At 58.8% G+C, this 25,935-nt stretch carries 23 protein-coding genes and 1 pseudogene; 15 read left to right on the top strand and 9 right to left on the bottom strand.

Annotated features, from left to right (window positions below; translation table 11 throughout):
• The first annotated feature begins 9 nt into the window (after positions 1 to 9).
• On the top strand, positions 10 to 1,299 hold the full coding sequence (locus tag Enr8_RS05905; protein WP_146429654.1) for an outer membrane protein assembly factor BamB family protein: 1,290 nt from the start codon (positions 10 to 12) through the stop codon (positions 1,297 to 1,299).
• Positions 1,300 to 1,725: 426 nt separating this feature from the next.
• Entirely contained in the window at positions 1,726 to 3,645 is a 1,920-nt protein-coding gene (asnB, locus tag Enr8_RS05900; protein ID WP_146429653.1) for an asparagine synthase (glutamine-hydrolyzing), read from the top strand.
• A gap of 54 nt (positions 3,646 to 3,699) precedes the next feature.
• Here the strand turns inward: asnB and Enr8_RS05895 are convergent, their stop codons facing one another.
• The 3 genes from Enr8_RS05895 to Enr8_RS05885 are packed head-to-tail and all read right to left on the bottom strand — an operon-like array spanning position 3,700 to position 6,491.
• Positions 3,700 to 4,575, bottom strand: coding sequence for an ABC transporter permease (locus Enr8_RS05895; RefSeq protein WP_146429652.1), 876 nt, complete (start codon positions 4,573 to 4,575; stop codon positions 3,700 to 3,702).
• A 1-nt stretch (position 4,576) separates the two neighbouring features.
• On the bottom strand, positions 4,577 to 5,440 hold the full coding sequence (locus Enr8_RS05890; protein WP_146429651.1) for an ABC transporter permease: 864 nt from the start codon (positions 5,438 to 5,440) through the stop codon (positions 4,577 to 4,579).
• A 22-nt stretch (positions 5,441 to 5,462) separates the two neighbouring features.
• On the bottom strand, positions 5,463 to 6,491 hold the full coding sequence (locus tag Enr8_RS05885; RefSeq protein WP_246119955.1) for an ABC transporter ATP-binding protein: 1,029 nt from the start codon (positions 6,489 to 6,491) through the stop codon (positions 5,463 to 5,465).
• Between the two features lie 198 nt (positions 6,492 to 6,689).
• On the opposite strand from Enr8_RS05885, the gene ispF reads away from it, so the two are divergent.
• The 3 genes from ispF (at position 6,690) to Enr8_RS05870 (ending at position 10,439) form a co-directional block, all read left to right on the top strand.
• Positions 6,690 to 7,178: a 2-C-methyl-D-erythritol 2,4-cyclodiphosphate synthase gene (ispF, locus tag Enr8_RS05880; RefSeq protein WP_146429649.1), complete on the top strand. Its 489-nt coding sequence runs from the start codon at positions 6,690 to 6,692 to the stop codon at positions 7,176 to 7,178.
• Between the two features lie 312 nt (positions 7,179 to 7,490).
• Complete coding sequence (gene cysS, locus Enr8_RS05875; protein ID WP_146429648.1) at positions 7,491 to 9,023, top strand: cysteine--tRNA ligase; 1,533 nt, start codon at positions 7,491 to 7,493, stop codon at positions 9,021 to 9,023.
• Positions 9,024 to 9,188: 165 nt separating this feature from the next.
• Positions 9,189 to 10,439 carry a leucine-rich repeat domain-containing protein gene (locus Enr8_RS05870; protein WP_146429647.1) on the top strand — a complete coding sequence of 417 codons (1,251 nt, stop codon included), beginning with the start codon at positions 9,189 to 9,191 and terminating at the stop codon, positions 10,437 to 10,439.
• 90 nt (positions 10,440 to 10,529) lie between these two features.
• Here the strand turns inward: Enr8_RS05870 and Enr8_RS05865 are convergent, their stop codons facing one another.
• Positions 10,530 to 12,026 carry an arylsulfatase gene (locus Enr8_RS05865; protein ID WP_146429646.1) on the bottom strand — a complete coding sequence of 499 codons (1,497 nt, stop codon included), beginning with the start codon at positions 12,024 to 12,026 and terminating at the stop codon, positions 10,530 to 10,532.
• A 200-nt stretch (positions 12,027 to 12,226) separates the two neighbouring features.
• Here Enr8_RS05865 and Enr8_RS05860 point away from each other — a divergent pair, with 200 nt between their 5' ends.
• The 4 genes from Enr8_RS05860 to Enr8_RS05845 all read left to right on the top strand — a co-directional run bounded on the left by Enr8_RS05860 (position 12,227) and on the right by Enr8_RS05845 (position 14,901).
• Positions 12,227 to 12,748: a 3'-5' exonuclease family protein gene (locus tag Enr8_RS05860; RefSeq protein WP_146429645.1), complete on the top strand. Its 522-nt coding sequence runs from the start codon at positions 12,227 to 12,229 to the stop codon at positions 12,746 to 12,748.
• Between the two features lie 165 nt (positions 12,749 to 12,913).
• The gene (locus Enr8_RS05855) at positions 12,914 to 13,114 is read left to right on the top strand and encodes a YjfB family protein (RefSeq protein WP_146429644.1); all 201 of its coding nucleotides are present in this window, start codon (positions 12,914 to 12,916) and stop codon (positions 13,112 to 13,114) included.
• 381 nt (positions 13,115 to 13,495) lie between these two features.
• On the top strand, positions 13,496 to 14,110 hold the full coding sequence (locus tag Enr8_RS05850; RefSeq protein ID WP_146429643.1) for a hypothetical protein: 615 nt from the start codon (positions 13,496 to 13,498) through the stop codon (positions 14,108 to 14,110).
• Positions 14,111 to 14,175: 65 nt separating this feature from the next.
• A complete protein-coding gene (locus tag Enr8_RS05845) occupies positions 14,176 to 14,901 on the top strand; it encodes a DUF4261 domain-containing protein (protein ID WP_186767454.1) in 726 nt (241 codons plus the stop codon).
• 313 nt (positions 14,902 to 15,214) lie between these two features.
• Here Enr8_RS05845 and Enr8_RS05840 read toward each other — a convergent pair whose 3' ends face one another.
• The 5 genes from Enr8_RS05840 to Enr8_RS05820 form a co-directional block, all read right to left on the bottom strand.
• Positions 15,215 to 15,961, bottom strand: a complete 747-nt coding sequence (locus Enr8_RS05840) for a tetratricopeptide repeat protein (RefSeq protein WP_146429641.1) — start codon at positions 15,959 to 15,961, stop codon at positions 15,215 to 15,217.
• A 221-nt stretch (positions 15,962 to 16,182) separates the two neighbouring features.
• Entirely contained in the window at positions 16,183 to 16,662 is a 480-nt protein-coding gene (locus Enr8_RS26025) for a hypothetical protein (protein WP_246119954.1), read from the bottom strand.
• A gap of 306 nt (positions 16,663 to 16,968) precedes the next feature.
• Positions 16,969 to 17,712, bottom strand: a complete 744-nt coding sequence (locus Enr8_RS05830) for an NYN domain-containing protein (protein WP_146429640.1) — start codon at positions 17,710 to 17,712, stop codon at positions 16,969 to 16,971.
• A 231-nt stretch (positions 17,713 to 17,943) separates the two neighbouring features.
• Positions 17,944 to 19,212, bottom strand: coding sequence for a dihydroorotase (locus tag Enr8_RS05825; RefSeq protein ID WP_146429639.1), 1,269 nt, complete (start codon positions 19,210 to 19,212; stop codon positions 17,944 to 17,946).
• Between the two features lie 8 nt (positions 19,213 to 19,220).
• Positions 19,221 to 20,180, bottom strand: a complete 960-nt coding sequence (locus tag Enr8_RS05820; RefSeq protein ID WP_146429638.1) for an aspartate carbamoyltransferase catalytic subunit — start codon at positions 20,178 to 20,180, stop codon at positions 19,221 to 19,223.
• 225 nt (positions 20,181 to 20,405) lie between these two features.
• On the opposite strand from Enr8_RS05820, the gene Enr8_RS05815 reads away from it, so the two are divergent.
• From Enr8_RS05815 to Enr8_RS05790, 6 genes and pseudogenes are all read left to right on the top strand, one after another.
• Positions 20,406 to 21,389, top strand: coding sequence for a beta-ketoacyl-ACP synthase III (locus Enr8_RS05815; RefSeq protein ID WP_246119953.1), 984 nt, complete (start codon positions 20,406 to 20,408; stop codon positions 21,387 to 21,389).
• A gap of 418 nt (positions 21,390 to 21,807) precedes the next feature.
• Positions 21,808 to 22,764 (top strand): DUF1559 domain-containing protein, encoded by a 957-nt coding sequence (locus Enr8_RS05810; protein ID WP_146429636.1) that lies wholly within the window; start codon positions 21,808 to 21,810, stop codon positions 22,762 to 22,764.
• A gap of 84 nt (positions 22,765 to 22,848) precedes the next feature.
• Entirely contained in the window at positions 22,849 to 23,265 is a 417-nt protein-coding gene (locus Enr8_RS05805; RefSeq protein ID WP_146429635.1) for a hypothetical protein, read from the top strand.
• 854 nt (positions 23,266 to 24,119) lie between these two features.
• Positions 24,120 to 25,058, top strand: coding sequence for a DUF1559 domain-containing protein (locus Enr8_RS05800; RefSeq protein WP_146429634.1), 939 nt, complete (start codon positions 24,120 to 24,122; stop codon positions 25,056 to 25,058).
• An 84-nt stretch (positions 25,059 to 25,142) separates the two neighbouring features.
• Positions 25,143 to 25,559 carry a hypothetical protein gene (locus tag Enr8_RS05795; RefSeq protein ID WP_146429633.1) on the top strand — a complete coding sequence of 139 codons (417 nt, stop codon included), beginning with the start codon at positions 25,143 to 25,145 and terminating at the stop codon, positions 25,557 to 25,559.
• 80 nt (positions 25,560 to 25,639) lie between these two features.
• Positions 25,640 to 25,915, top strand: a pseudogene (locus Enr8_RS05790) (transposase); the annotation flags it as partial.
• Between the last annotated feature and the right edge of the window lie 20 nt (positions 25,916 to 25,935).

Below are 25,935 nucleotides of genomic sequence, written 5' to 3'. Positions count from 1 at the left end.
ATTCGCCGGATGCGTACCACTTGGCTCTCGATTGCCTTTGGCCTGGCCGTCTGCACGCTTGCGGCGGCCGAAGACTGGCCGCAGTGGCGTGGTGAAAACCGCGACGGCGTCTGGCGCGAGGATCGCATCCTTCGCAAGTTTCCGGCCGCAGGGCCCGAAGTGCTGTGGCGAGCGCCAATTGGCGCCGGCTATAGCGGCCCCACCGTCTCTGCCGGCAAGGTCTACGTCACCGATCGCCTGGTCGAACCAAAGCAGATCGAGCGAATTCATTGTTTCGATCAGCGGACCGGGCGAAAGCTGTGGTCTCACGAATATGACTGCCCCTACATCGGCGTTGGCTATCAGGCCGGCCCGCGGGCCAGCGTCACGATCGACAACGGCAGCGCGTTTGCCCTCGGCACGATGGGGGACTTGTTCTGCCTTGATGCGACGTCGGGCCAAATCCTTTGGCAGCGTGATCTCGACGCCGACTACAAGATACGGATGCCCGCCTGGGGCATCGCCGCCGCGCCGCTCGTCTACCGCGATCGCTTGATCTTGCAGATTGGCGGCGCAGACGGCGCTTGCATCGTCGCCCTCAACACCCGAACCGGCGAAGAAGAGTGGCGGGCCTTAAACGATCGGGCCGGCTACTCGGCGCCGATCTTGATCGATCAAGGAGGCAAGGACGTCGTCGTCTGCTGGACCGGCGATAGCGTCGCCGGGCTCAACGCCCAAAACGGGACCGTCTATTGGCGGATACCTTGGGCGCCGAAGAACATGCCGATCGGGATTTCTACTCCGGTCGTCAATCGAGACCGCTTGTTCCTCACTTCGTTTTACGACGGTTCGTTAATGCTGCAGTTGGGACAAGAGGAGCCAACCGCCGAAAAGCTGTGGCTGCGGGTTGGGCCAAGCGAACGCGACACCGACGCCCTGCAGTCGATCATCAGCACGCCAGTCTTTACCTCGAGCGCCATCTTCGGTTGCGACAGCCATGGCGAACTCCGCTGCCTGGACCCGAACACCGGCGATCGCATCTGGACCGACCAAACGGCGACGCCGCCGGGCCGCTGGAGCAACATTCATTTCGTGCGTAACGGAACCCTCTATTGGCTCTTCAATGAGAAAGGGGAATTGGTAATCGCCGAACTCTCTCGCAAGGGCTATCGCGAGCTCGATCGAGCGGCGATCATCGCTCCGACCACGGCCCAGCTTTCCCGCCGCGGCGGCGTTACCTGGGCACACCCGGCGTTCGCCGATCGGGCGGTTTTCGTCCGAAATGATGAGGAAATCGTCTGCGTTAGTCTCAAGCGCTAGCAGTCCGTTGATTTTCTCGACGGACTGCGTGATCGTACGGACGCGATCCAAAAATAACGACGTAAGTCGTTATTTTGCGAGCCGCGAAGAGCTATGCTCTGAGCCTGGCGAGGTTGGAAAATGCCACGAGGGCATTTTTCAACAGGCAGCTAGTTTTTCGCCCGTTTTTCTGCAGCTGTTCGCCCCGCTTCGCCCGATTAGAATCGTAGGGTAGAAGAGAACGCCGTCGCGAAAAAGCTGCAGGTTGGGCGCAGCGGAGCGAAACCCAACAATGTGCTTGCACGCAAAGGCGGGTTGCGCAAGCGAATCATTTCGACGACAAATCGGCTAACCCGTACGCGCTTGCTCCACCCACCCTACATTTTCGGCGCTGCACCCAACCGACAAATCAAAAATCACCTGACTGACAACAAGGCGGACTAGCGCGTGTGCGGCATCACGGGAGCGGCTTGGACCGATCCACAACTTGCGGTTTCGGCCGATGCGCTGCGGAAAATGACCGACAGCATTTCGCATCGTGGTCCCGACGACGCTGGCTACTATCATCGCGACTTCCAATCGCGCAGTCCCTATCCGCCGCTGCCTGGCGTCGCGCTGGGACATCGCCGGTTGTCGATTATCGACCTGGCTGGCGGACATCAGCCGTTGGCCAACGAGGACGAAACGGTTTGGACCGCCTTCAACGGCGAGATCTACAACTTCCACGCGCTACGCAGCCGACTCGAAGGCGCCGGGCACACCTTCCGCACCCACAGCGACACCGAGACGATCGTCCATCTCTACGAAGACGAAGGCCCCAGCTGCTTTCGTCACTTCAACGGGATGTTCGCCATCGCGATTTGGGACCAGCGTGAACGACGGCTCGTCTTGGGACGCGATCGCTTGGGGCAAAAGCCGGTCTACTACTATCATCACGCGGGGCGGATCGTCTTCGGCAGCGAACTGAAAGCGCTGCTGGCGTTGCCTGACGTGCCGCGCGAAGTCGATCCTTCGGCGGTCGACGAGTACCTGACCTATCAATATGTTCCGCACCCCAACACGATCCTGAAAGGGATCAAGAAGCTCGCGCCCGGCGAAGTGGCGGTCTTCAGCGACGCCGGCCTGCATGTCGAGCGTTACTGGAAGCCTGACTTCACCCGCGAAGATCGCCGCACCGCGCCGCTACAAGACGATGAGCTGCGCGAGTTGTTCGACGACGCCGTCCGCCTGCGGATGCAAGCCGACGTGCCGTTGGGGGCGTTTCTCTCAGGCGGCGTCGACTCGTCGCTGGTCGTCTCCTCGATGCAGAAGTTCAGCGATCGCCCGGTAAAGACTTTCTCGATCGGCTTTCCGCAGAAGGAATATGACGAGACCAGCTTCGCCCGGCAGGTCGCCAATCACCTGGGAACCGAGCACCACGAGTTTCAGGTCACGCCAAGCGCTCTGGAGATCTTGCCGCAGCTGACCTGGCACTACGACGAGCCGATGGCCGATAGCTCGGCGATCCCGACCTGGTATGTCTCGCAGCAAACCCGGGCCGAAGTGACCGTCGCCCTCAGCGGCGACGGCGGCGACGAGCTGTTTGCCGGCTATCGACGCTACAAAGCGGTCGGACTGGGCGCGATGATCGATCGACTTGGACCGCTCAAGCAGTTGCTTGGCGCCAAGATGTGGCAAAACCTCCCTTCCAGCGGACGGCAGAAGTCGCGATTGCGGCAAGCAAAGCGGTTCTCCGAAGCGATCGCGCTGTCGCCGCAGCGGCGGTATCTCGACTGGATCGGCATCTTCAACGAATCGCGACGCGGACAACTCTACACCGACCAGTTCGTCAACCAACTCGGCGACAACGATCCGTTCGACTTTTTGAAGACCGCCTGGCTGCGATCGGGCAAGCGTGACGCGATCACCTGCGCGTCGCTGGCCGATCTAGTCACCTACCTACCTTGCGACTTGAACTGCAAGGTCGACATCGCCTCGATGGCGCACGCCCTGGAAGTACGGCAACCGTTTCTCGACTACCGGTTGGTCGAGTATGCGGCCGCTTTACCGGTCGGTCGCAAACATAGTCGCGGCCACGGCAAGCAAATCTTGCGCAAGGTCTTTGGCGATCGCCTGCCGCAGGAAATCTGGAACCGCCCCAAGATGGGCTTCGGCGTGCCGCTCGACTATTGGTTCCGACACGAGCTAAAGGAACTGCTGACCGATTCGCTCCTTTCGGAAAAGGCCCTCAGCCGCGGGCTATTCCGCGAAGAGACGGTCCGCGAGCTGCTCGATGAACATATGAGCGGAAGCTTCGACCACAGTGCACGGCTCTGGGCGCTGCTAGTGCTAGAGCTATGGCAACGCGAGTGGATCGACGGCAAATAGTAGCCCGACGCGCGAGCGAGGGAAATGCGGTGCGCGTCGGGCTACGATCGCTGCTTACGACGAGGCGCTGCGGTAGCTGAGCAGCGCCTTCTTAAAGACCCATCGCGATCCCAGGATGCTGCCGGCGGTGGCGATCACAGCGAAGATCGCCAGAAGCATGCTGTTATACATCATCGATTGGCCCCCATCGTCAACTCCCAGCGGCTTGGCCATGATGCGGGCCGGGACGTTCACCACCACCAAAATCGGAATCATGAAGGTGAAGATGAACTTCAGCGTGCCGCCGATGCCCCCTTCGTAGATTTCCATCGGGTAGCGGGAAAAGCTGGTGATGTAGAACCAGAAATCGTACAACGATTGGTTGCGGCCCAGCCAGATGCTGGTCGCCGCCAGAATGATCATCAGGCTGTACAGGATACCGACCCCGCACAAGATAAACAGCGGGTAGGCGATCATCATGTAAGGGGTGACTACCAGCGGGTTCTCGGGCCGCTGCGTCAAATTCCACAGCGAAATGCTCAGCAGGACGACGCCGAAGAAAAAATTCGACATCGACGGCCAGTTCACCTTTTGAAACGAAATTAGGAACTGCGTGTCGATCGGTTTGAGCAAGGCGAAGTCGAGACGCCCGGTGCGAATCAGCTCGGAGAATTCCTGCGCATTCGGCATAAAGAACGTCTGCATCAAACTGTTGATAAACAGCGTCGTCGACAGGAAGACGAAAAACTCGAACTTTCGCCAACCGGTGTTGTCGCCGATCTCGGTCGTAAAACTGAAGATCAGCAGATAGAACCCCAGGTTCATCAAGACCCACGACATGCTCGAGGCGCACTCAATGAAAAAGTTGCTGCGATAGCTGAGGTCGCGGATCAAGCTGTTGCGCACGAAGGTGTAAAACACGGCGCCGTAAGCCGCTCGTTCTGACGCCATATTAGCCTCCGTATCCGCTGTATCGCTTGACGCCGTAATGCATCGCCAACCGACAGGTGAAAAAAAAGAAAATCACCCAGGCCAACTGCACAATCAGGCCGATCACCAGTTCGGTTCCTTGGATCTTCCCCAGGAACACCGCCGCCGGAAAATAGGCGAGGTACATCAGCGGCAACCCTCGCACGATCAAACCCCACGGTCCACTGACGTTGTCGAGCATGTCAAGCGGGAACATATGTCCCGAGAGGAAGAAGTTGAACAGCATGTAGACGAACAGCAGCGAACTGACCTCCAAAAACCAGAAGCCAATCATGCCGATCGTCGCTTCTAGAAAGAAGCCGAGTGCGAAGCTCATGATCAGCGACGCAAAAAACGCAGCCAGAATATGCGGCGGCGGCCAACCGCTAAAGAAGTCGCGGCACAGCCAAAACACCAGGGCGAATGGCGCCGCGGCGACAATGTAATAGGTCAGCTTGTGCGCCAGCCGATTGAGAAACATGAACGAAATCAGGTCGAGCGGCTGGATCAAGTATTTCTTGATCTCCCCTTCGCGAATCTGCAGGGCGATGCCTGACGCCAACCCTGGCATGCTGCTAAAGGCGCGGCTGACCGTCGATAGCAAGTAATAGGCGACGATATTGTCGTAGGTATAGCCGGCGATCTTGGCCTGGCCGCCGTCGCCGTCGTCGCTCATGTGGGCCTGGATCGAACCAAACACCGCATACCACAAGAAGACCTGCGTCACGATCGGCAGAAATCGCATCAGCGTGCCGAGCATGAAGTCGCCCCGATAGACGAGCTTCTCGTGAAAGTTGATTTTGAAGATTGCCCACCAGGTTGAAGCGCGGGCCGCCAATTCGCTCATGACGTAGCTCCTTCGCTTGGTTTTAGTGGGTCGCGGCCGGCTCAGAACCAGTCGTCTCCGGCGAGGCGTCGCCTCGCGATAGGGAGAAGACGTCAGCAATCACCTGCTCCAGCGGCGGGTCTTCGACGCTGACGTCGGCCAGTTCGTACTGATCAAGAATCGAGCCCAACACCCGACCAACCGCGTTGCGATCGACCTGAATCTTGGCGCGCGGCGATTGAATTTCCAGCACGTCGCCAAAGCGCGCCAAATCGCCCGGCACTTCTTCCTGATCAAACTGCAGCGTCACGATCTTGTGGCCGCCAAAGCGGTCGATGATGCCGTTGAGCGAACCGTCGTAGATAATCTCGCCGCCGGCGATCACCACCACTCGCTTGCAGAGGGCGGCAATGTCCTTCATGTAGTGGCTGGTCAGCAGGACGGTGATTTCTCGCTCTTCCTGGTAGTGCTTCAGGAACTGCTGGATGTTGTGCTGGGCGACCACGTCCAGACCGATCGTCGGTTCGTCCAGGAACAACACGTCGGGCGAGTGGAGCAGCGCGGCGATCAGTTCCATCTTCATCCGCTCACCGAGCGAAAGGTTGCGGACCGGCTGATTCAACAGCCGGCGGACGTCGAGCAAATCGGTCAGCTCATCCTCGGTTCGCTTGAATTCCTGCTCGTCGACCCGGTAGATCTTCTGGTGGAGCCGGAAACTATCTTGCGCCGGTAGATCCCACCAGAGCTGGTTTTTCTGGCCCATCACCAAGGCAAACCGCCGGCGATACCCATTTTCGCGCTTCCAGGGGACGTATCCCATGACGTTTGCGCTGCCGCTAGTCGGATTGATGACGCCAGAGAGGAGCTTGAGGGTGGTCGTCTTCCCGGCGCCGTTGGGGCCCAGAAAAGCGACGAATTCCCCCTGATCGACGGTCAGATCGATACCGCGAACCGCCTCGACGGTCTTATGTTCGCGATGAAACAGCCCTTGGATCGAGGCCAAGAGCCCCTCTTTTTTCTGGTAGACCTCGTATGTCTTCGTCAGCTGCTGGATTTCGATAATTGGGGGCATGCTTCGATTGTAACTCTGACGGGTCATAGAGGAAGTGCGGGAAGCCCGCGGACAAATAGGAGGTCTGCCCGAGGGCCGCTCGTTCGCGTTGTCGGTTTTCGGCGTGTGGGCTATAATCGCCCGCCATTGGGAGTTGGCGTAAGGAGCGCAAACTCTGACGTTTTTTAAGGTTACCGTTCCCGCACTAGCAGACCCCACATGATCCGAATCGGATTAGGGCACGACACTCATCGGCTTGCCGAAGGAGGCCCGCTGCGGCTGGGAGGAGTCGATATTCCGCATGACCGCCACATGGTTGGTCATAGCGACGCCGACGTTTTGATGCACGCGATCACCGATGCGTTACTGGGCGCCGCCAATTTGCCCGACATTGGCGAGTGGTTTCCGAACAGCGCCACGGAAAACAAGGGACGCGATTCGGCCGATTTTTTGCGTTTCGCCAACCACAAGATCAACGAACAGATGTGGCGGATCATCAACCTCGACACGGTGATTTTCGCGCAGGAACCGAAACTTTCGCCTTACAAAGACGCGATGCGCACCGCCCTGGCGGAGATCCTCGACATCCATCCCGAGCAGATCGGCATCAAATCGAAAACCGGCGAAAAGGTCGGCCCGGTCGGCCGCTTAGAAGCGATCCAAGCCGAATGCGTCGTCCTGCTGGAGCGGATTGACGAGTTTATCTGAAGAGAAGAATAGAACACGGAGCACACGGCAAGAGTCACGGAAAGACGCGGTAAGAGGGGGAAGGCATGCTTGTTGATCAGCAGCGGACTCAACCGATTATTGACGCTTTCTACCGAGTCTATCAGACGCTTGAATCCGGCTTTCTTCCGCAGAAATCAAAGTTCTACTTCGGCGGCCAATCACACCACTACCCCACAACCATTCAACTCACAACTTAAACAGGACCTGCGAAGTCACGAACCACGATTTTCCTTACCGTGTCCTCCGTTTCTTCTCCGCGTCCTCCATGTTCCATTCTTAACCTAAAAAGCCATGACCATTCGCGTTTACAACACGTTGTCGAAAACCAAGGAAGAGTTTCAAACGGTTACGCCGGGCAAGGTGGGGATTTATCTCTGCGGCCCGACCGTATATGCCGAGGCGCATATCGGTCATATGGTTGGCCCGGTTATTTTCGACACGATCAAGCGGTATCTCGCTTACTCCGGCTATGACGTCACGTTGGTCGTCAACATCACCGACGTCGACGACAAGCTGATCAAAAAGGCGACCGAGCGCGGCATCAGCATGGAGGAAGTGGCGAAGGAGAACATCGCCGACTACCTGCACAATCTATCGGCCCTGGGAGTCGACCAGATCGACAAGATGCCGAAAGCGACCGAAACGATGGACGGCATCATCGCCATGGTCGCCGAACTGATCGAAAAAGGGTTCGCCTACGAGTCGGAAGGGGACGTCTACTTTGAAGTCACCAAAGACGCCGAGTATGGCAAGCTGACCAACCGGACCGTCGAAGCGATGCAAGGAGAAGGTGGCGAGGCCGCTTCTCGCAAACGCTCGCCGGGCGACTTCGCCCTGTGGAAGAAAGCGAAGCCGGGCGAACCAAGCTGGAAAAGTCCGTGGGGAGAAGGCCGCCCTGGCTGGCATATCGAATGCTCGGCGATGAGCAAAGCGATTCTGGGCGAAACCTTCGACATCCACGGCGGCGGGCTCGACCTGATCTTCCCCCACCACGAAAACGAAATCGCTCAAAGCGAATGCTGCCACGCCAAGCCGATGGTCAAATACTGGATGCATAACGGTCTCTTGCGGCGCGATGCGGCGGCCGGCAAGATCGGCGGTCGCGCCGAACGCGAAAGCGATGCGGCCGAAGATGTCGGCGGCAAGATGAGCCGCTCCCAAGGCGCTGGCGGTCTGGCCAAAATGATCGACAGCCAAGGAGGCGAGCGGATCCGCTTCTTCCTGCTTCGCACCCATTACCGCAGCACGATCCTGTTTAGCGAAGAAGCGATCGCCGAAGCCGGCGTCGGCCTCGACAGTTTCTATCGCTTGTTTGAACGGTTTGAACGTTTGACTGGCGACAGTTTCTACAACATTGACGCCGCCAAAACCCGCAAAGATGGGGACTTCGACGCCGGAAAAGACGAACTGCTGTCTGCCGTCGCCAAACATCGCGACGCCTATCTCGAAAAGATGGACGACGACTTTAACACCGGCGGCGCCGTCAGCGAACTATTCGAAATCGCCCGTCTGATCAACAAAACGATCGATCAGAAAAAGCTGGAAGAGACCAAGAATCCGGAAGATGTGATCAGCGTCGTCCATGCGTTCACGGTCCTCCGCGAACTGGCCGGCATCCTCGGCATCTTTGTGAAGGCGCCCGAGAAGTCGTCAAGCGGCGACAGCGAGTTGGTCGGTCAGCTGATGCAACTGCTGATCGACGTCCGGGCAACCGCTCGCTCGAAAAAGGACTTCGAGATGAGCGACGTCATCCGCGATCGCCTGACCGAGATCGGCGTGACGCTGGAAGACCGCAAAGAAGGAGCGACCTGGCGTTTGGGTTAAGAAAAACCCGCTGGCGCCATAGTTTCCATCCCAAAGGCAGCCGGGGCGAACTCGGCGGCCTTTTTTGACTCTTGCCCAATTTGCTTTGTCATTCGCCATGGCCTACGGGGGGAGGTACAATCAAGCTCGCTTTTCTGACAATCGGCCCCGACCTGCTCGTCTCCTATGAAACGCATCTTCCGCTTCTCGCTGCTGGCCCTGATGGCCGTGGTGACTCTATTCGCCGTCGTCCTGGCCTACGTCAGCTACTACCGACTCCGTTCCGTTCGGTTTGAAAGCGTCCGGAGCGAGTTGCAAGCCAGCGGAGGAGCGTTGACGTTGAGGTCGGAACTAGAGGAAGAGCCGGGCTTGCCGGCGGAGCCTCACTGGACGGAGGGCCTATTGGGTCCCAACGCGTATGCCGAACTCGACGAAGTGACGCTCTTTTTGAATCAACCGCGGCCCGGGTTGGTCAGCCGCGTCATCAGTTTCGACTCGCCTGTTTGCCTGAACGCCTACGGCAAGGGGATTGGCGATGAAGACGCCGCCGCGATCGGGCGATCGGCGATCGAAGAGCTCGATCTCGACAGCACTTCGCTGACGGTCGACGGTTACGCGGCGATCGCCAAAGCGCAACGCCTGAGTCACCTGGCCCTGGTCGGGGGCGAAATCACGGCCGAGCATCTGGCGCCGTTGGCGCACAGCAGCAGCCTGAAAAAACTGACGCTGATCGACGCCGAGATGACGTCGGAGATCGTCGCTGCGATCGCCGACATGGCTGCGGTCCGCGAGTTGTTCCTGTATCAAACCCGCTGGGCCGACGCCGGAGCCTGGCAAGCGATTGGCGAACTTGCGCACTTGCAGACGCTACGAATCACGTCGTCCAAGACGCCGACCGACGTGGCGCCGCCGCTGCACAAGATGACCAACCTAGAGCGGCTGGCGATCGACCATGGCGAGTTAGCTTCGTTTGACGGCGTCCGCGTCTCGCCCCAGTTGGTGGAAGCGCTCGCGACGGCCGAGACGCTCGAAGCGCTCGATATCGGCTTGATGAAATGCGAACCGCCGCTGGAGGCCTGGCCAGCGATGGACAAGCTGACCAACTTAACGCAGTTGTCGCTGCTGAAAGTCCGCGGCATCCAGGACTTCTCCGCGATTGCAACGGCCAGTTCCCTAAAGTCGCTCGCCATTGGGGAAGGCTTTGACGATGCGTCATTGGCCGAACTGGCCAAGCTGTCGAAATTGACCCATCTGAGCGCGGGATCGGCGGCGATCACGGACGCTGGGATCGACGATCTGGCGAAGATCAAGACGCTGCGCGAAGTTACCCTCGGCCCGCAAGTGACGCAGGAAGGCGCCAAGCGACTGAAGGGGGCGCTGCCAAAGTGCAAGATCACGTTGGTCAACGGAAGCGGCAAAGAGACGGCGATGTTCTAGTGCGACTCCCAAGCGAGAGTAACGCCGCCCGAGCCAGATGCGCTCAACCGACGACGAACCTGGCCTGCTTGTGAACCCGCAATGCTCCAATTACAGTTGCGGCGGAACCCACGCCGGGATTCCCTCTGCTTTTTCCTGGGCATAGTAAGCCTGCCAGAACGGCTTGGTGGGCGACATTTTGGCGGTTTCGTTGACCATCATCGGTCGCGTCCCCTTCCACCAGGCGTCGTAGGCGGTCTTCATCGCGGCGGCGACGTCAGGATGCCCGTCGATCACGTTGGTCTTCTGCCCAGGATCGGCTTCCATGTCAAACAGCTGATTTTCGCCGACCAGGCGATACTTCTGGTTGCGGACGGCGAACTTTTCCCACTGGTACTTGTTCGGCTCGGCGCCGGTCGGCCAGCGACCTTGATGCGTAAACAGATAGCGATCTTTCCAATCGGCTTCTGCGTTTTCGACCAGCGGCAGTAGGCTGCGTCCTTCGACCTGACCTTCCGGCAGCGGCGCTCCGGCCAGATCGGCGATTGTGGGGAAAACGTCGATGTGCCCGGCGATGCGGTCGACGTCCCGGTTCGGCTCGATCTTCCCCTTCCAGTGAACGAAGAACGGCACGCGGACGCCCCCTTCGTCGCTCGATCCCTTCAGCCCCTTCATGCCGGCGTTGTAGGCGTACAGATCTTCGCCCTCAGCCGACTTGCCGAGCGGTTTGCCCCCCTTGCCGGAGACGCCCCCCGACATGCCGTTATCCGACATGAAGATAACGACCGTATCATCGGCCAGCCGCCATTGATCCAGCTTCTGCATTACGCGGCCAAGGTTCTCGTCGATGTTTTCGATCATGCCGTAGAAGCCGGCGGCGTTCTTGTCAAAACCAAGCTTGGTAAATCGCTCGGCGTTTTTCTCGGGAGCGATAAACGGCGAGTGCGGGGCGTTAGTCACGATGTAGGCGAAAAACGGGGCGTCCCGGTCCTTCTGCTCTTTGATCCAGCCGAGCGCGGCGGTGAAAAAGAGATCCGTGCAGTAACCGTCGGTTTTGACGAACTTGCCGTTGTGGCGAAGGGCCGGGTCAAAATACTTATTGCCGGGTGCGTCGGCGCAGCTGCAGTCGTACGCCTGACCGATGCCGCCGGCGCCATGAATGAACGCCTCGTCGAAGCCGCGGTGGTGCGGCTGGTATTCGTCTTCGTCTCCCAGGTGCCACTTGCCGAAGATGCCGGTCGTGTAGCCCACTTTCTTGAGCGTCTGCGGCAAGGTGACCGCGTCCAGGGTCATCCGTTCCCGCTCTAGGATCGTGTGGGTGATGCCGTTTCGCATTGGATGTCGACCGGTCATCAAGGCCGAGCGCGTCGGCGAGCAGGTTGGCGCGACCAGCATCCGGGTAAACCGGACCGACTGGTCGTACAACTTGTCCATGTTGGGCGTTTCGATCCAAGGATGCCCATGACGCCCGACCGGCGCGTATCCCTGATCGTCGGTCATGATCAGGATGATGTTGGGCTGCGAACGGGCCAGTTCGGCGGCGGAACTGACGCCTGGCAACAGACAGAGGGCGAACAGTGCGAGCAGAAACGGACGAAGTTGGGGCATGGGGCTTCTCGGCAGGAAGGATTTTGGCGAGATGAAACAGTTGCTTAGAGCCCCCTATTGTAGAAGAAATCGATGCCGACCGACACTTTTTTTCCTATACCGAGTCGCTGCGGGCGCGAACCAAGTTGCCGACCATCGGCGTCATCGCTCCAATAGGCGATTGAACAAATAAGAAAGAGAAAAGTGAGAAAGAGAATTCGATGAGCTACTACATGATTGACGTCGAGGCGGATGGTCCGATCCCCGGCGACTACTCGATGGTCTGTCTGGGCGCCGTGCTGGTGAAGCCAGGCCTTGAGCAAACCTTCTATTCGCAGCTGCGCCCGATCTCAGACAAGTGGATCCCTCAGGCATTGGCGGTCAGCGGCTTCTCGCGAGAGGAAACTCTCGCCTTTCCGACCGCCGAGACCGAAATGCAACGCCTGGCGGCCTGGATCGGCGAGACGACAAACGGCCAGCCGATGTTCATCTCGGACAACAATGGCTTTGATTGGCAGTTTGTGAACTGGTATTTCCACCACTTGGTGGGGAAAAATCCGTTCGGGCACAGTTCGAGCAACCTGGGATCGCTCTACAAAGGGATGCAAAAGGACTGTTTCGTTAATTTCAAGCGTCTGCGCAAGACGAAACATACGCATCACCCGGTCGACGACGCCAAGGGAAACGCCGAAGCCCTGCTACACATGAAAACGGAAATGGGACTGAAGATCCGGTTGGATTAACGCTCGCTGGCGATCACCCAAGCCGCTGCGAAACGCACGACGCGAGTGGTTTGTCGTCAAGATCGCGCCAATCCGCACCAGGGGAACGCCTGGTTTTCGCCCAAGTTTCCGCTTCTGACCAACCGATACCCGAAATAAGCGATGTTGTTTTCAGAAGGGGTAGCGATGACAGGTTTAGATCCAGCGGTTGCGAGCGTTTTGGCGGCGAAAGATGCCCAAACGAAGTCGCAAATCGGCTACGCGGTCGCGAAAAAAGGCCTGGATGCCGTCGAACAACAAGGCGAAGCGGTCGTTTCGTTGATCGAATCAGCGGGACGTATCGGCAAAGAGGCGGGCAAAGGGGGATCCTTCGACGCCTTTGGTTAATCGCCATGCCAAGAATTGGTCGCCTGACGACCAAACTTTGATCTTAAGCAAGGTCGCGACGAGTTCCTCTTCGCGGCCTTTGTTGTTTCTTGACCACAACGATCGGCAGCGCGCCAAACAACTTCGCGCAGCGCGTTGCAAGCGCCGCTGCGTTACCATCTACGACCATGGTGCGCTACCGCAGCGCTGCGCTTCGACGAAAAATTGCAGCGCTGCGCGCGCGAAAGTTATTGCCTTTCGAAAGAGCGCTCGTTAGTCTAAAAGAGTTAACTGAGTACGCGGCTCTTTAAAGACGAGACGCACGCGTGATGTCGAGAGCTTCTGATGAAGCGAATAAGTGACTCGCACATCCGTCTTGTCGCCCCCTTGGTGAGGCTTTGAATGTCGGACGTTTATCGCAACTATCTCGAGGCGCCAAATAGCCAGGGTTTCGCCCAGCTACAGGCCGAGGTAGCCGCGGAACCCGATTTTGATCCGCAAGGCGGTTTCGTTTTCGAGTTAGAAGCGGCTTGTCAGCGCGGCGATTTTCGCGAAACCTACTGGCGGACGACCGAAATGCCGTTTGCATGGGTAGCCAGTCCCGCCGCCCACTTCTTCGCTGGCGTCGCCGCCAACGAAATGGGTTGCTACGGCGAGGCTGAACTCGAACGGTTCCTCTTTCGATCGATGCTGGAAGGCTTGCTCGCCACCGGTGACGGGTCGCTTGACGCCCCCTACCGCATCACGCACCTGTCGGACGAAAACGACCTGCTGGCCTATTTCAGCATTACCCAGGGAACTTCCCCCGACGGCGCTCAGCAATTGGTGCGGAAAGGCGATCGATTGATTGACGTCATTCATGGCGACGACGATCAGTCGCTCCACTTTGATGTGACCCATTTGGCCGGCGCCCAAAGCAAAGCCCGCCGACGTCCCGCTTCCAAGTTCCGGTCGCTGTTGGCGAGTTCGCGGCTTGGTCTCGACAAGCAGGGTTTCGACAAACGGGCTGCATTCTAGCTCGCCACTGCGTATTAGATCGTCACTGATTGGCGACACTTTTCTCCATGGAAGGGAGATTTTCGATGACGTCTCCCGAACTGGTCGTTTGCGTACCAGGCGCCTGGAAGACCCGCAATGACCTGGTGATGTCGGTCGGCAAGCCAGACGGCGACTATCTCTACGCCGGCGTCGCGATGATGAACAAGGAGACCCGCGAAGCGGTCACGGTTCAGTTTGAAGAGCCCAACCCCAATCTCGGCAAGGCGTTCGCCATCGCCGGTCGCAGTTGGCTCGACGAGGCGACCTTCACCGAGATCGACCGACATAGCTCGTGCGTTTATCTGATCACCAAGGGGGGATCGGAAGAGACCGCCAAGAAGATGATGCTGGCCGCCGCCGCGCTGCTGAAATGCGGCGGGATCGCGATCAAGATCGAGTCGACCGGCATCGCCCACCCCGCCAAGAAGTGGGAAGAGTGGAGCGAGAAGGGCGACCTCCCCACGCTCTTTCGAGCCTACGTGACCTACATCGGCTCAGGCGACATCTTTTACTCTTGCGGCATGCACAACCTGGGATATCCCGATTGCGTCGTTCAGGCCGAGATCCAGCCGCAAACCGCCGCCGAGCTAATCGACGCCTTCCTCCGCTATCTGCTGTTCGACAGTCCAGAACTCGAAAACGGTCAGACCTTCAGCGTGAAGGCCGAAGCGCCGCGGTATAAGATCGAACATCAAGCGTGCACGATGTTCGAGCCGGATCATCTATTCCACAATCCGTACGGCGTCTGGAAGCTGACCCCGGCAGGATAGTCGGTTAGCAGGAAGCATCAATCCGCGATTTGCACACTCGCGGAGATCGTTCAGTCAATCGGCATTGAAAAATCCTCTTTGCAGCCAGTCGGGCGCCGATGCGCCCAGCGGCTGCGCCGCCCCGATAGCGAGAGCTATCGCGGCTAACCCACTCTTAGAGCGGTTTTCTTCCATCTGTATCGTTCTGGCTGGTTGCGACCGCGCTGGTCGGCGTTGACCTGCATCGACGAATCTTGAGGATTCGCCTGCTTCGGTCGCCTTGACCAGCTTGCCTCACTAACGCTAGAAACGCTACTGCTATCAGAAAAACGCTCTAGTACCGCTGCGTCGTGTTCGGATTCTGCACGATGCGGGTGTCGCCGGTTGGCGATAGCGGCGTGTCGGCTTGGACCCCTTGGCGAACGAGCGTCGCCACCCGGGTACTGACGCCGTCTTGGAAGTTATTCAGCGCCAGCGAGCGCTGATAGTTGGCCAAAGCCTGGCTGTAGTCGCCGGACTTTTCTCGCATGTTGCCAAGCGCGGCCCACGCCCGAGCATTGTTGGCGTCGATCGCCACCGCCTGGTTCAGTTGAGCTAGCGCCGTTTGGTCATCGCCGAATTCTTGATACAGACGCGCCAGTTCCACCTTGGGATCGGCCGAGTTTGGACTGCGCTGTGCCCAGCCTTCCATCAACGTGTAGGCGCTATCAGGCTGTTTCATATCGATCAGCAGCACGGCGAGTCCGCGATAACACTCCGCATGATCGCCGTTTTGATCAAGACAACGGTTATAAAGTTCCTCCGCTTGCTTCATCATCGCCGGGTCATTGTTGACCTTGGCCATCTCGTGATAGGTGGCGGCCATGTTGTAGAGAGCGTCGGCGTTGGTCGGATCATTGGCCAGCGCCTGCTGGAAATGATTGACCGCGACCATCGGTTGTCCACTTTGCACCGCCCGCACGCCGGCGACGTTGGAACTGCTGGAGGCCATCTGGCAACCGCTACAAGCGATCGCCAACAGCAGGCCGCCGCCAAAGAGCCACGTGGGAGTGATCGCCGATTTTTTTGATGGTTCGCTCACGTTGCGAGCCCTCGTACTAGTTTTGTTTGATCTATCGAGTCTTCGCCCCAATCACGGGGAGCCGACGACATGCCGGCGCAGGAAGGACTCTTCGCGCGTGGGGAGAGTAGAGAGATTTTTTTGTCACGACAAGAGAGAATCGCTCAAGAAACAAAACAGGAAGACCGAGGGGACGGCCTTCCTGTTTCGTGGTAGCAAGCAGTGATAGCGGCGGCAGGCGACTATTGGCCCGCTTCCGCCACCAGGGAAGCTTCTTCCGTTTCTTCTTCGACGACCGGCATTTCGCCGCCGCCGATGTTCTTTTGGTAGCCCAGACCCTTCAGCACTTCCAGCACTTCACTGCAGGTCGGGAACATTCGGCCGCTGGTTCGCTTGTAGGCGTCCAGAGCTTGCATGAATTCGATTTCGTCGTTGTCGTAGTCCCGTTCGCAGGTGGTCGGGTCGATCTGACGACGACGGGCAACCTTCGCACGGCGTTCGATCTGTACCGGCTCTTCCTTGCGGCGGCGATCGATCGTCACTTCTTTTTCGCCAGCCGGCTTTTTGGCGACCGTTTCTTCCTTGGCGGCGGCAGCTTTGGTGGCTCGCTTCTTGGGAGCGGCCGCCTTGGGGCTACGCTTCGTAGTCGTCTTCTTCGCAGGGGTGGTCTTTTTCGCAGCGGTCTTACGCGGGGTCGATTTGCTGGTTTGGGCTTTGGCCACGAGTAGGATCTCCAACAGACTCGAGAGGGAAGGAACGTGTCGCTTACAAAGTATGGGATCGGAGTAACATGTGGCTAAAATGCAACACCTAGGAAAAAGAAGCGGTTTGCGTAGATATACCGGTTAGTCCGGATCTTATGGATCAGGGGATCGCGCCCGATTACGCCGCAAGAAATCGGCAGAGAAGAAGCAAAACCCGCTAGATCGGGCCCAGAATGGAACCTATGGGGTCGGTTTTTGGGCAGAACCTCCGCAATCTAAGGGGCGCAATGACACCCCTTGGCTGTTGCCTAGAAGATCCAATGCCTACTTGGGCGGGTCTTCCCCGTCGTCCCAAAACTCGCGGGCGATCTCGTCGAGATAGTCGGACGGAAAGATCGAACCACCTAGCTGACTGCCGAGCTGGCGGATTTCGTCTTCAAACTCGTCGGGGAAGGGATTGTCCGGGGTCGGCTTCTTCGACGTCTCTTCGCTGGGCGCGGGATCTGCCGGCTTGGCTGGCGGCGGCGTTGATCGCTTCAGCGGCTTCAGCTCTTTGGCGATCTGATCGACGTCAACGTCGGAGAACTCCCGCATCCAACGGGAGACTTCCGAATCGGACGGGGGCGCCAGCGGTTTGGTCGGGATCTGGGCCGCTTTGTCTTGGGCGTGGCGTTTGCGACGCATCAGACTGACCCAATGGGCGCTGTCGATCGCCGTCGCCTTCCGGCGGCGAGCCGCCCTTTGCACGCGATGATCGCTCGAAACGACCGTCAGCCGACGGGGCGCCGCATGCCGTTCGATCAAGAACTCGATCATTTCGTCAGCGTCGGCGTACTCCGAGGCGAAGTGGACGACGATGTCATGGTACCGCACCGTCCGCGGCAGCCCCGGAGGCGCTTTGGCCGAGTCAAAGACGACCACCGTTTGACGAATCTCCTCAGAATCGACGACCGAGCGGATCAGCTCTAACAGCGCCAGACGGTCCTGCTCGAACGAACCGCTGCCATCGAGCGAACTAACCACGCCGGCCGCGTAGAGCAGGTTGTAGCCGTCGATGATGAGAGGCATGGTCGGTTTCGTACGAGACTAGATCGCCGTAAATGGAAGAACTTGTAGGGTGGGTGGACCAAGCGTCAATTGGTTCGCCACTGGAAGAAGGTCGTCCCGCTTGCGTAACCCACCTTTTTGCTTGCAAGCCGTCTGTTGGGCCAGCCCTCCGCTGCATCCAACCTACATCTTCTGCCGCTGTACGTCTTCCTCGATCTTCCCCTGCCCTTCTTCCTGAGCCAGGAAGAAGCTCTACATTTTGACCACGCCGCCGACGATCACATGGACCGCTTTGCCGGTCAGTTCCCAGCCAGACAGCGGGCAGTTCGAGCTGCGGGAGAGGTAGTTGGCCGGATCGACGGTCCAGTTCAACTCGGGATCGATCACCGTCACGTCGGCGTCGGCGCCAACGGCCAGCGTTCCTTTTGGAATACCGAGAATGCGGGCCGGCGTCGTGCTCAGCTTTTCGATCGCCTGGCTCCAGGTCAAATGTCCCGGCTGCACTAACTTGGTCGAGGTGAGCCCGAGCGTCGTCTCCAGCGAGACCATCCCAAACGGCGCATCGGTCATCTCGTGCATCTTCTTTTCCGATGCCCGCGGCGCGTGACCGCTGGAGATGACGTCGATCGTGCCGTCCGCCAGCGCCGCAATGCAGGCCTCGAGATGATCGGCCGAGCGGAGCGGCGGATTGACTTTGCAGTTGGGATTGAAAGAGCGGAGCGCCTCGTCGGTCAGCGAGAAGTTGCAGGGATGAATCTCGGCGGTGACGCCAACGTCGCGGACCTTCGCCCGGCGGAGGATCTCGATGGTCCCGCTGCACGAGACGCTCATCAGATGCAGCCGGCCGCCGGTCGCTTCCGCCAAGCAAATATCGCGGGCCGCCATCACCTCTTCCGCTTCGACCGGCAACGGCGCCAGGCCGAGGACCAGCGAAACCATCCCATCGTGCATCACGCCGTTGTGCGTCAGTTCGACAAGTTCCGGCCGATTGAGGACCGGCTTGTCGAACATCTGGGTATATTCGAGCGCCCGCCGCAACAGTTCTGGATTGCTAATCGGCTTTGAAGCGTCGCTAAAGCCGACGGCGCCCGCTTCGACCAGCGTGCCAATCTCGGAGAGTTGTTCTCCTTTGCGGCCGCTGCTGACGCAGGCGATCACATAGACGTTGCACTTGTCGGCACGGTTGGCCTGATGCCGGACATACTCGATGCCAGCCGGCGTATCGAGCGGCGGTTCGGTATTGGGTAGACAGGCGATCGACGTGAAACCACCGGCGATGGCCGAAGCGGCGCCGCTGGCGATCGCCTCGTCTTCTTCCCAGCCCGGCTCGCGCAGTTGCACGTGCATGTCGATCAGCCCCGGCGCGATAATTTTGCCGGTGACGTCAATCTCGTGGTCGGCCGATGCGTCGCCGGCGTCAATCGACGCCACAACGCCATCCTTCAATAACACGCTGGTCACGCGATCGATCTGTTGACTCGGATCGATCAAGCGGCCGTTTTTCAGCAAGATGGTCGACATGTTCTTTTCTACCGCGACGCTTTGGTGACCAGATACAACGCGGCCATTCGCACCGCCAAACCGTTATTCACTTGATGCAGAATGACCGACTGCGAACCATCCGCCACGTCCGGCGTCACTTCGACTCCGCGATTGATCGGGCCGGGCGCCATGATCAGGATGTCGTCTTTCGCGCGGCACATCCGCTCGCGATTCATCGCGTACAGCAGTGCGTATTCGCGGACCGAAGGAAACGGCCGCGTATATTGCCGCTCGAATTGGATCCGCAGCAGATTTAGCACATCGCAGCGAGCGACGATGTCGTCCAGGTTGTGCGAAACCTCAACGCCCAACTTCTCCCATTGCTTCGAGACAAGCGTCGACGGGCCGCAGACGATCACATGGGCGCCCAGCTTTTTCAGTCCCCAGATGTTGGAGCGGGCCGTGCGGCTATGCGCGATGTCGCCGACCAGCGCGACCGTCAGCCCGGTGATCGAGCCGCGATGCTGCCGAATCGTCAGAATGTCGAGCAGACCCTGGGTTGGGTGTTCGTGCGGTCCATCGCCGGCGTTGATCACCGAGCAGTCGAGATTCTTCGCCAACATCTGCGGGGCGCCCGGCGAGCGATGCCGAATCACCATCGCGTCGATCTTCATCGACTCAATCGTCTTGGCGGTGTCCAGCAGCGTTTCGCCCTTCGAGACGCTACTGCTGGAAGCCGAAAATTCGACGCTATCGGCCCCCAAACGGCGGGCCGCCAAACTAAAGCTGGTCCGTGTGCGGGTAGAATCTTCAAAGAACAGATTCACCGACGTGACGCCCGCTAACGCTGGCAATTTAACCTTACAGTCTTTCGTCGCCTCTTTAAAACGTTGGGCGACGTCGAGGGCGGTGGTGATCTCGTCAGCGGTCAGGCTTTCGAGGTCAAGCAGGTGCCGCCGGGTCCAGGGGACCGGGGGCGACTCCAATTCCGGGGGAAGTTCGATCATGACGTCCGATTACAGGGATGCCTGGCAATTGCTGGCGTGAGATTTTAGGTGGAATTACCCGCTCCAGCAACCAGACGGACGCAAGTGGGAAAATGGATCAAAGCTTGTTATACTGGCTATTCGCGCCAAAAAGTCTGCTACCCCAGGAATTCCCCGTTCATGCCGTCGGCTAGTTCGACTGCCGCTCATGGGCAGTCTGCTTCACAACTTTCGAATCGCAGTCCCTTGCGGCAACTGCTTGGCGTACAGGTCTTGGGCGTCGGCAGCTTTGTCCCTGAGAACGTCGTCAAGAACGAAGACCTCTCTTCGCTGGGGTGTGATCCGGAGTGGATCGTTCAACGGACCGGAATTCGCGAGCGACGTCATGCGCCGCCGGAGATGGCGACCAGCCACATGGCGCAAGCGGCCGCGTTGGCGGCGATCGAAAATGCGGGAATCGACGTCGGCGAAATCGATCTGATCGTCGTTGGCACGTTCACGCCAGATATGCCGACCCCGTCGACCGCCTGTCTACTGCAAGATCGCCTTGGAATTCGCTGTGCGGCGATGGACGTCAGCGCCGCGTGCGCCGGCTTTATGTATGCGATGATCACCGCCGCCCAGTTTGTGCGGACCGGCGCCAGTCGGCGAGCCTTGGTGGTTGGGGCCGATCTGTTGTCGCGAATCGCCAATCCGGATGACCGGAAGACTTATCCCTTGTTCGGCGACGGCGCTGGAGCGGTCATCCTGGGCGCTGGGTCCGAAGAACAAGGCTTTCTCTCCTACACCCTCGGCAGCGAAGGGGAAGGTGGCGAACTGCTGTGCGTCCCTGGCGGCGGCTCGCTGAAGCGACTTGACGACCAAAGCCTGGCCGATGGACACGCCTACCTGCACATGGATGGCCGCAGCGTCTTCAAATGGGCGGTTCGCGTGATCGCCGACAGCATTCAAGATGTGCTGACTCACTCCGGCGTCACCGCCGACGAAGTCTCGCTGGTCTTGCTGCATCAGGCGAACGTGCGGATCATTGACGCGGCCTGCGAGAATCTCGGCTTCGATCGTGAGAAGGTCGTGATCAATCTCGATCGCTACGGCAACACGTCGGCCGGCAGCGTTCCGCTGGTGCTGGACGAAGCGTACCAGGCCGGTCGCATCCAACGGGGCGATCTGGTGCTGCTCGCCGGTTTTGGCGCCGGACTCTCTTGGGGCACCTCGCTGATGCGGTGGTAGTCGTGATTCGCGCTTTGGCGCCGTCGTAAGACGCGCGGATCTCAATAACAGACTCGGACCACATCAGGCAGCTCTGCGCGCTGATTTTTCTCTGCTTTCGCGCCCCTCCTTTTCGCCCGCTACGGCCCGATCAAATTGTGGGCAGCGACTTGCACCGGAAGTGCGCACGATCCCCTCTTGTTTTGAGCAGGTGGTCCCGCCACTTACGTGTAAAAACAATTCGAATGAGAGAGTTTTTCACCAAAACATCCCGCTTTCAACTTTCCATCCCTCCGAAGTAGCGTTTTCCATCGATTCGTCTCCGCTTTCTCACTTCCGGCACAAAACATGCACCTTGTGTGAAATATCTCCTATGCGCGGTTTCGTTTTGACTTAACGTTCCGTTTTCATTTTTTGGTCTTCTGAGGTTTCCAAGTTCATGCGTTCGAATCCTTCTTCCCGATCCGGCTTCACGCTTGTGGAGTTACTTGTCGTCATCGCCATCATCGGCGTCTTGATCGCGTTGCTCTTGCCGGCCGTGCAACAAGCTCGCGAAGCGGCCCGTCGCACTCAATGCCGCAACAACCTCAAGCAAATCGGCTTGGCCCTGCACAACCATCATGACACGTTCGGCAAAATGCCGGCGTATCAGGATGACGTCTACTGGGCTTGGAGTGCGGCCCTGCTGCCGTTCCTGGAACAAGACAACGTCTACGACACGATCGGCATCAACGACTATTCGCTGGCGCAGGTCTCCGACGGCACCGCAGGTACCGCAGCGCAAGAAGCGATAGGTACCGTCATCACCGGCTACCTCTGTCCTTCGTCAACCGCCCCCGAAGTCTACGAGGCGGCCGATGGTCTTGAATACGGGGTCTGCAGCTATGCCGCCAGTCGCGGCTATGGTCAAGCTGGCTGGCCACGCGACAAAGCGGCCAACACCGGCGCCATCAACATCGACGGCCTTGGGTTCTCGGACATCTTGGACGGACTTTCCAACACGTTCGCCGTCGGCGAAGCCTCGGCGCGGTACCAAGGCTGGAAAGATGGTCCTCGCGGCTGGAGCTATTGGGCTGCGATGCCCGAACCGACCGCTGGTCAAGATACCGCCTACATTGCCCGCCAGGCGTCGATCTCGCGGAACGTTTCGTATCCGCTGAACCTGACCGACTACTTCAACTTCGCCAGCGCACACACTGAGGGCGCCTACTTCGTGTTCTGCGACGGATCGGTGCAGTTCATTTCGGAGAACATCGACTTCGACAACAATGGCGCCGCCAATGGCTGGTTTGGTGGAGACGCACTCCACGCCGACATCTACACCAAAGCCGACGGCATGGGCGTCTACCAGCTGCTCGGCATCCGAGACGACGGCGCGGTGGTTTCGCTGCCATAGTCGCCGCCCCTTTGGCGTTTCTCTTATTCCCTCTATTTCCAGCCGCGGCGCGATGGGCGTCCGTGGCTCAAGGACGATATGCATATGTACGCAGCTAGAGTATCGGGGCTGCTTCTCCTTCTATCGCTGTCAGCGATCGGAGGATGCGGCAAGAAAGAAGACGTGGAGTTCGGTAGCGTCACCGGCACGTTGATGATTGACGGCCAAACGTCGCCTGCGGGAGTCAAACTTGTTTTCGACCCGCTCGAAAAAGGAGTCCGCGGCAGTATCGCGACGACCGACGAGTCGGGCTTTTTTGAAGCGGTCTACTCCGCATCACGCAACGGCGTCCGCACTGGCGCGTGCGTCATCAAGTTGGAACCGCCGCTGGTCGTTCCTAAGACCGGTAGCGGTAAACCCAAGCTTCCCTACCCCGAAAAGTACTATGAAGAGATCCAACAGGTGAACGTCCACGGGGGCCACACCACCTTGGAACTGAAGATTTCCAAGGCCGAAAACTAGGGCTCTCGTGCGGATTCTAACACACTTTCTCTCACCATTTGGTGGACGACTTCGTTCGTTCCACATCCTCCGACTTGATCGCTTCGGCAGGGCTTCGTAGGGAATCAAACCCCTTCGCTGGCCGAAGCGATTCAGCGCGGGATCTAAACCACCCCCATTAGCTGCCTGTTGAAAAATGCCATCGTGGCATTTTTCAACCTCGCCAGGCTCAGAGCATAGCTCTTCGCGGCTCGCAAAATAACGACTTACGTCGTTATTTTGGGATCGCATCCGTGCGATCACGCAGTCCGTCGAGAAAATCAACGGACTGTTAGGAGACATTTCTTGCAGTAATGCACCACGCTCCCTTGTTCAACGCCATCTGACTTCCAGTCTGTGCCCGCACACCATCCACCAAGCCCTTCCTCCCTTGTGCGCGCTAATTCATCGCATCCTTGCGCGCCGAATGGCGGGTTTCTCGCGTCTTGACGAAAAAACAGGCGCCCACCGCCTATTTACTGTGCACAGAATTTGCCTCCAGTCGAGGACGCCCAAAGGTCGGAATATCAAATACTCCAGGAAGGCGAGGAATTGATACAACTCGCCAGCCCCAACCAACACAACCACGCCCCCTGGATGCAGGATTTTTTCCTGTTTCATTTAGAAAAGTTCGTGACTGGTACGAAAAGTGGATTAGCAATCACGCAATCAATCATGACGCGATATGAGTTATCCCACTCCTCATAGCGGAGCGACACGCACAAGAGCGCCATGACTTGGGCAGCAACAACGTGGACAGAGAAGCGGCACTTCAGTCTACGGACCATCCATCTCCTATTTTTTCATCCGCTCGTTCCTTTGGAGAACTGCCACCCATGACTCATTCTATTCGAAGTCAACGCGGCTTCACTCTTGTTGAACTCTTGGTCGTGATCGCCATCATCGGCGTCTTGATCGCATTGCTCTTGCCTGCCGTCCAACAAGCCCGCGAGGCGGCGCGGCGCATGTCGTGCCGTAACAATCTGAAGCAAGCCGTCCTGGCGACGCACACCTATCACGACACCTACCTAGAAATGCCTTCCTACCGCCGGAACAACACGTTCTGGGGTTGGGCCGCCCAATTGCTGCCGTACCTGGAACAAAACAACCTAGCCGACGCCGCCGGCGTGACCGGCTACACTTTCCCGCAAGCGGTCAGCGGCACGCCCGACGCCAACGCGACGCTGGCTCTGGGAACGGTGATCAACAGCCTCCGCTGCCCCTCGACGGTCGCTCCGGAAACCTACACGCACGACAACGTCGAATATGGCGTGATCAGCTACGCCGCCAGCCGCGGTTACGGCCAGGCCGGTTGGGATCAAGACAAGGCGGCCAACACCGGTGCGATCAACTACGAAGGGATGAACTTCTCGGCCATCACTGACGGCCTCTCGAATACCTTCGCCCTGGGCGAGGTTTCGGCCAAGGCGGGCGGTTATGATTCGGGCCCGCGCGGTTGGGCTTTCTGGGCCGGCACGCCAGGTAACGATTATCTGGAACGCCAGAACACGCTGTCGCGTTGCGTCTCGTTCCCGATCAACCACACCGCGCACTGGGGCTTCACCAGCCAGCACCCGGGCGGCGCGTTCTTCGCTTTCTGCGACGGTTCGGTGCAGTTCATTTCGGAAGACATCGAATTTGACAAGAATGGACTCGCCAATGGTTGGTTTGGCGGCGACGGCCTTCACAGCCAGATCTATGCCAGCGCCAGCGGCATGGGCGTTTACCAACTACTGGGCATTCGGGATGACGGCGCGGTCGTGAACCTGCCGTAGTCGCCGGCGACTTGATCTCGTCTAGTTTCCTCTGCGCCGCACCGGGGCGGCGCAGGTTCAGCCTCCACGAACGAGTAAACGCTAATGCACTTTTCTAAGTTATCTTCGCTGGGCCTCCTGCTGGCGCTGTTGGCGGCAGTCGGCTGCAGCCCCAGCAACCAATCGAGCCTGGGAACCGTGACCGGTACCCTGCATATCGACGGAAAACCGGCTCGCGCCGGCATCAACCTTGAGTTTGACCCCGTAGAGAAAGGGGTTCGCGGCAGTACCGCCACGACCGACGACTCCGGCCAATTCGAGGCGATTTACTCGCTGACGCGCAACGGCGTCCGACTTGGCCCCTGCGTCGTCAAACTGGTTCCGCCGGAAGCGGTGCCGACATCCCGCAGCGCCAAGCGGAAACTTCCCTTCCCCGATCAGTACTACGAAGAGATCCAACAAGTCGACATCACGTCGGGGTACAACACGATCGAACTGGCGATCTCAACCTCAGGGAACTAAGAGCCTATCCGGAAACTGCCATTTCTTGAAACTCCGATTTTCGTCACACTTTGCGGCTCGCCAAACTCTTGGAGCCTGCGATGTCCGACGAAGTCCGAAAGCGATACCCGAGTGATTTAACGAATGAACAATGGGAGTTGATCGAAGGGTTGATCCCCCGGTATCGGCAAAGCAAGAAGGGAGGCCGACCTCGCTCGGTCGACATGCGGGAAGTTGTGAATACGATTTTCTATCAATGTCGCTCCGGGTGCCAGTGGGACATGTTGCCGCACGATCTGCTGCCGAAGAGCACGGTCTACGACTACTTCGCCCGCTGGCGAGACGACGGCACATGGCGACGCATCAACGAAACGCTAGCCGGAGCGACTGGTCAACT

The sequence above is a fragment of the Blastopirellula retiformator genome (genome assembly GCF_007859755.1).
GTDB lineage: Bacteria > Planctomycetota > Planctomycetia > Pirellulales > Pirellulaceae > Blastopirellula > Blastopirellula retiformator.
The sequence above is the reverse complement of the archived record's forward strand: the minus strand, read 5'-3'. Positions and strand labels throughout refer to the sequence as shown.

Excerpts from the sequence above, each read along its gene's own strand:
- Enr8_RS05905 (WP_146429654.1), top strand. The coding sequence starts at position 10 with ATGCGTACCACTTGGCTCTCGATTGCCTTTGGCCTGGCCGTCTGCACG.
- Enr8_RS05895 (WP_146429652.1), bottom strand. The coding sequence starts at position 4,575 with ATGGCGTCAGAACGAGCGGCTTACGGCGCCGTGTTTTACACCTTCGTG.
- Enr8_RS05890 (WP_146429651.1), bottom strand. The coding sequence starts at position 5,440 with ATGAGCGAATTGGCGGCCCGCGCTTCAACCTGGTGGGCAATCTTCAAA.
- Enr8_RS05885 (WP_246119955.1), bottom strand. The coding sequence starts at position 6,491 with ATGCCCCCAATTATCGAAATCCAGCAGCTGACGAAGACATACGAGGTC.
- ispF (WP_146429649.1), top strand. The coding sequence starts at position 6,690 with ATGATCCGAATCGGATTAGGGCACGACACTCATCGGCTTGCCGAAGGA.
- cysS (WP_146429648.1), top strand. The coding sequence starts at position 7,491 with ATGACCATTCGCGTTTACAACACGTTGTCGAAAACCAAGGAAGAGTTT.
- Enr8_RS05870 (WP_146429647.1), top strand. The coding sequence starts at position 9,189 with ATGAAACGCATCTTCCGCTTCTCGCTGCTGGCCCTGATGGCCGTGGTG.
- Enr8_RS05865 (WP_146429646.1), bottom strand. The coding sequence starts at position 12,026 with ATGCCCCAACTTCGTCCGTTTCTGCTCGCACTGTTCGCCCTCTGTCTG.
- Enr8_RS05860 (WP_146429645.1), top strand. The coding sequence starts at position 12,227 with ATGAGCTACTACATGATTGACGTCGAGGCGGATGGTCCGATCCCCGGC.
- Enr8_RS05855 (WP_146429644.1), top strand. The coding sequence starts at position 12,914 with ATGACAGGTTTAGATCCAGCGGTTGCGAGCGTTTTGGCGGCGAAAGAT.
- Enr8_RS05850 (WP_146429643.1), top strand. The coding sequence starts at position 13,496 with ATGTCGGACGTTTATCGCAACTATCTCGAGGCGCCAAATAGCCAGGGT.
- Enr8_RS05845 (WP_186767454.1), top strand. The coding sequence starts at position 14,176 with ATGACGTCTCCCGAACTGGTCGTTTGCGTACCAGGCGCCTGGAAGACC.
- Enr8_RS05830 (WP_146429640.1), bottom strand. The coding sequence starts at position 17,712 with ATGCCTCTCATCATCGACGGCTACAACCTGCTCTACGCGGCCGGCGTG.
- Enr8_RS05825 (WP_146429639.1), bottom strand. The coding sequence starts at position 19,212 with ATGTCGACCATCTTGCTGAAAAACGGCCGCTTGATCGATCCGAGTCAA.
- Enr8_RS05820 (WP_146429638.1), bottom strand. The coding sequence starts at position 20,180 with ATGATCGAACTTCCCCCGGAATTGGAGTCGCCCCCGGTCCCCTGGACC.
- Enr8_RS05810 (WP_146429636.1), top strand. The coding sequence starts at position 21,808 with ATGCGTTCGAATCCTTCTTCCCGATCCGGCTTCACGCTTGTGGAGTTA.
- Enr8_RS05805 (WP_146429635.1), top strand. The coding sequence starts at position 22,849 with ATGTACGCAGCTAGAGTATCGGGGCTGCTTCTCCTTCTATCGCTGTCA.
- Enr8_RS05800 (WP_146429634.1), top strand. The coding sequence starts at position 24,120 with ATGACTCATTCTATTCGAAGTCAACGCGGCTTCACTCTTGTTGAACTC.
- Enr8_RS05795 (WP_146429633.1), top strand. The coding sequence starts at position 25,143 with ATGCACTTTTCTAAGTTATCTTCGCTGGGCCTCCTGCTGGCGCTGTTG.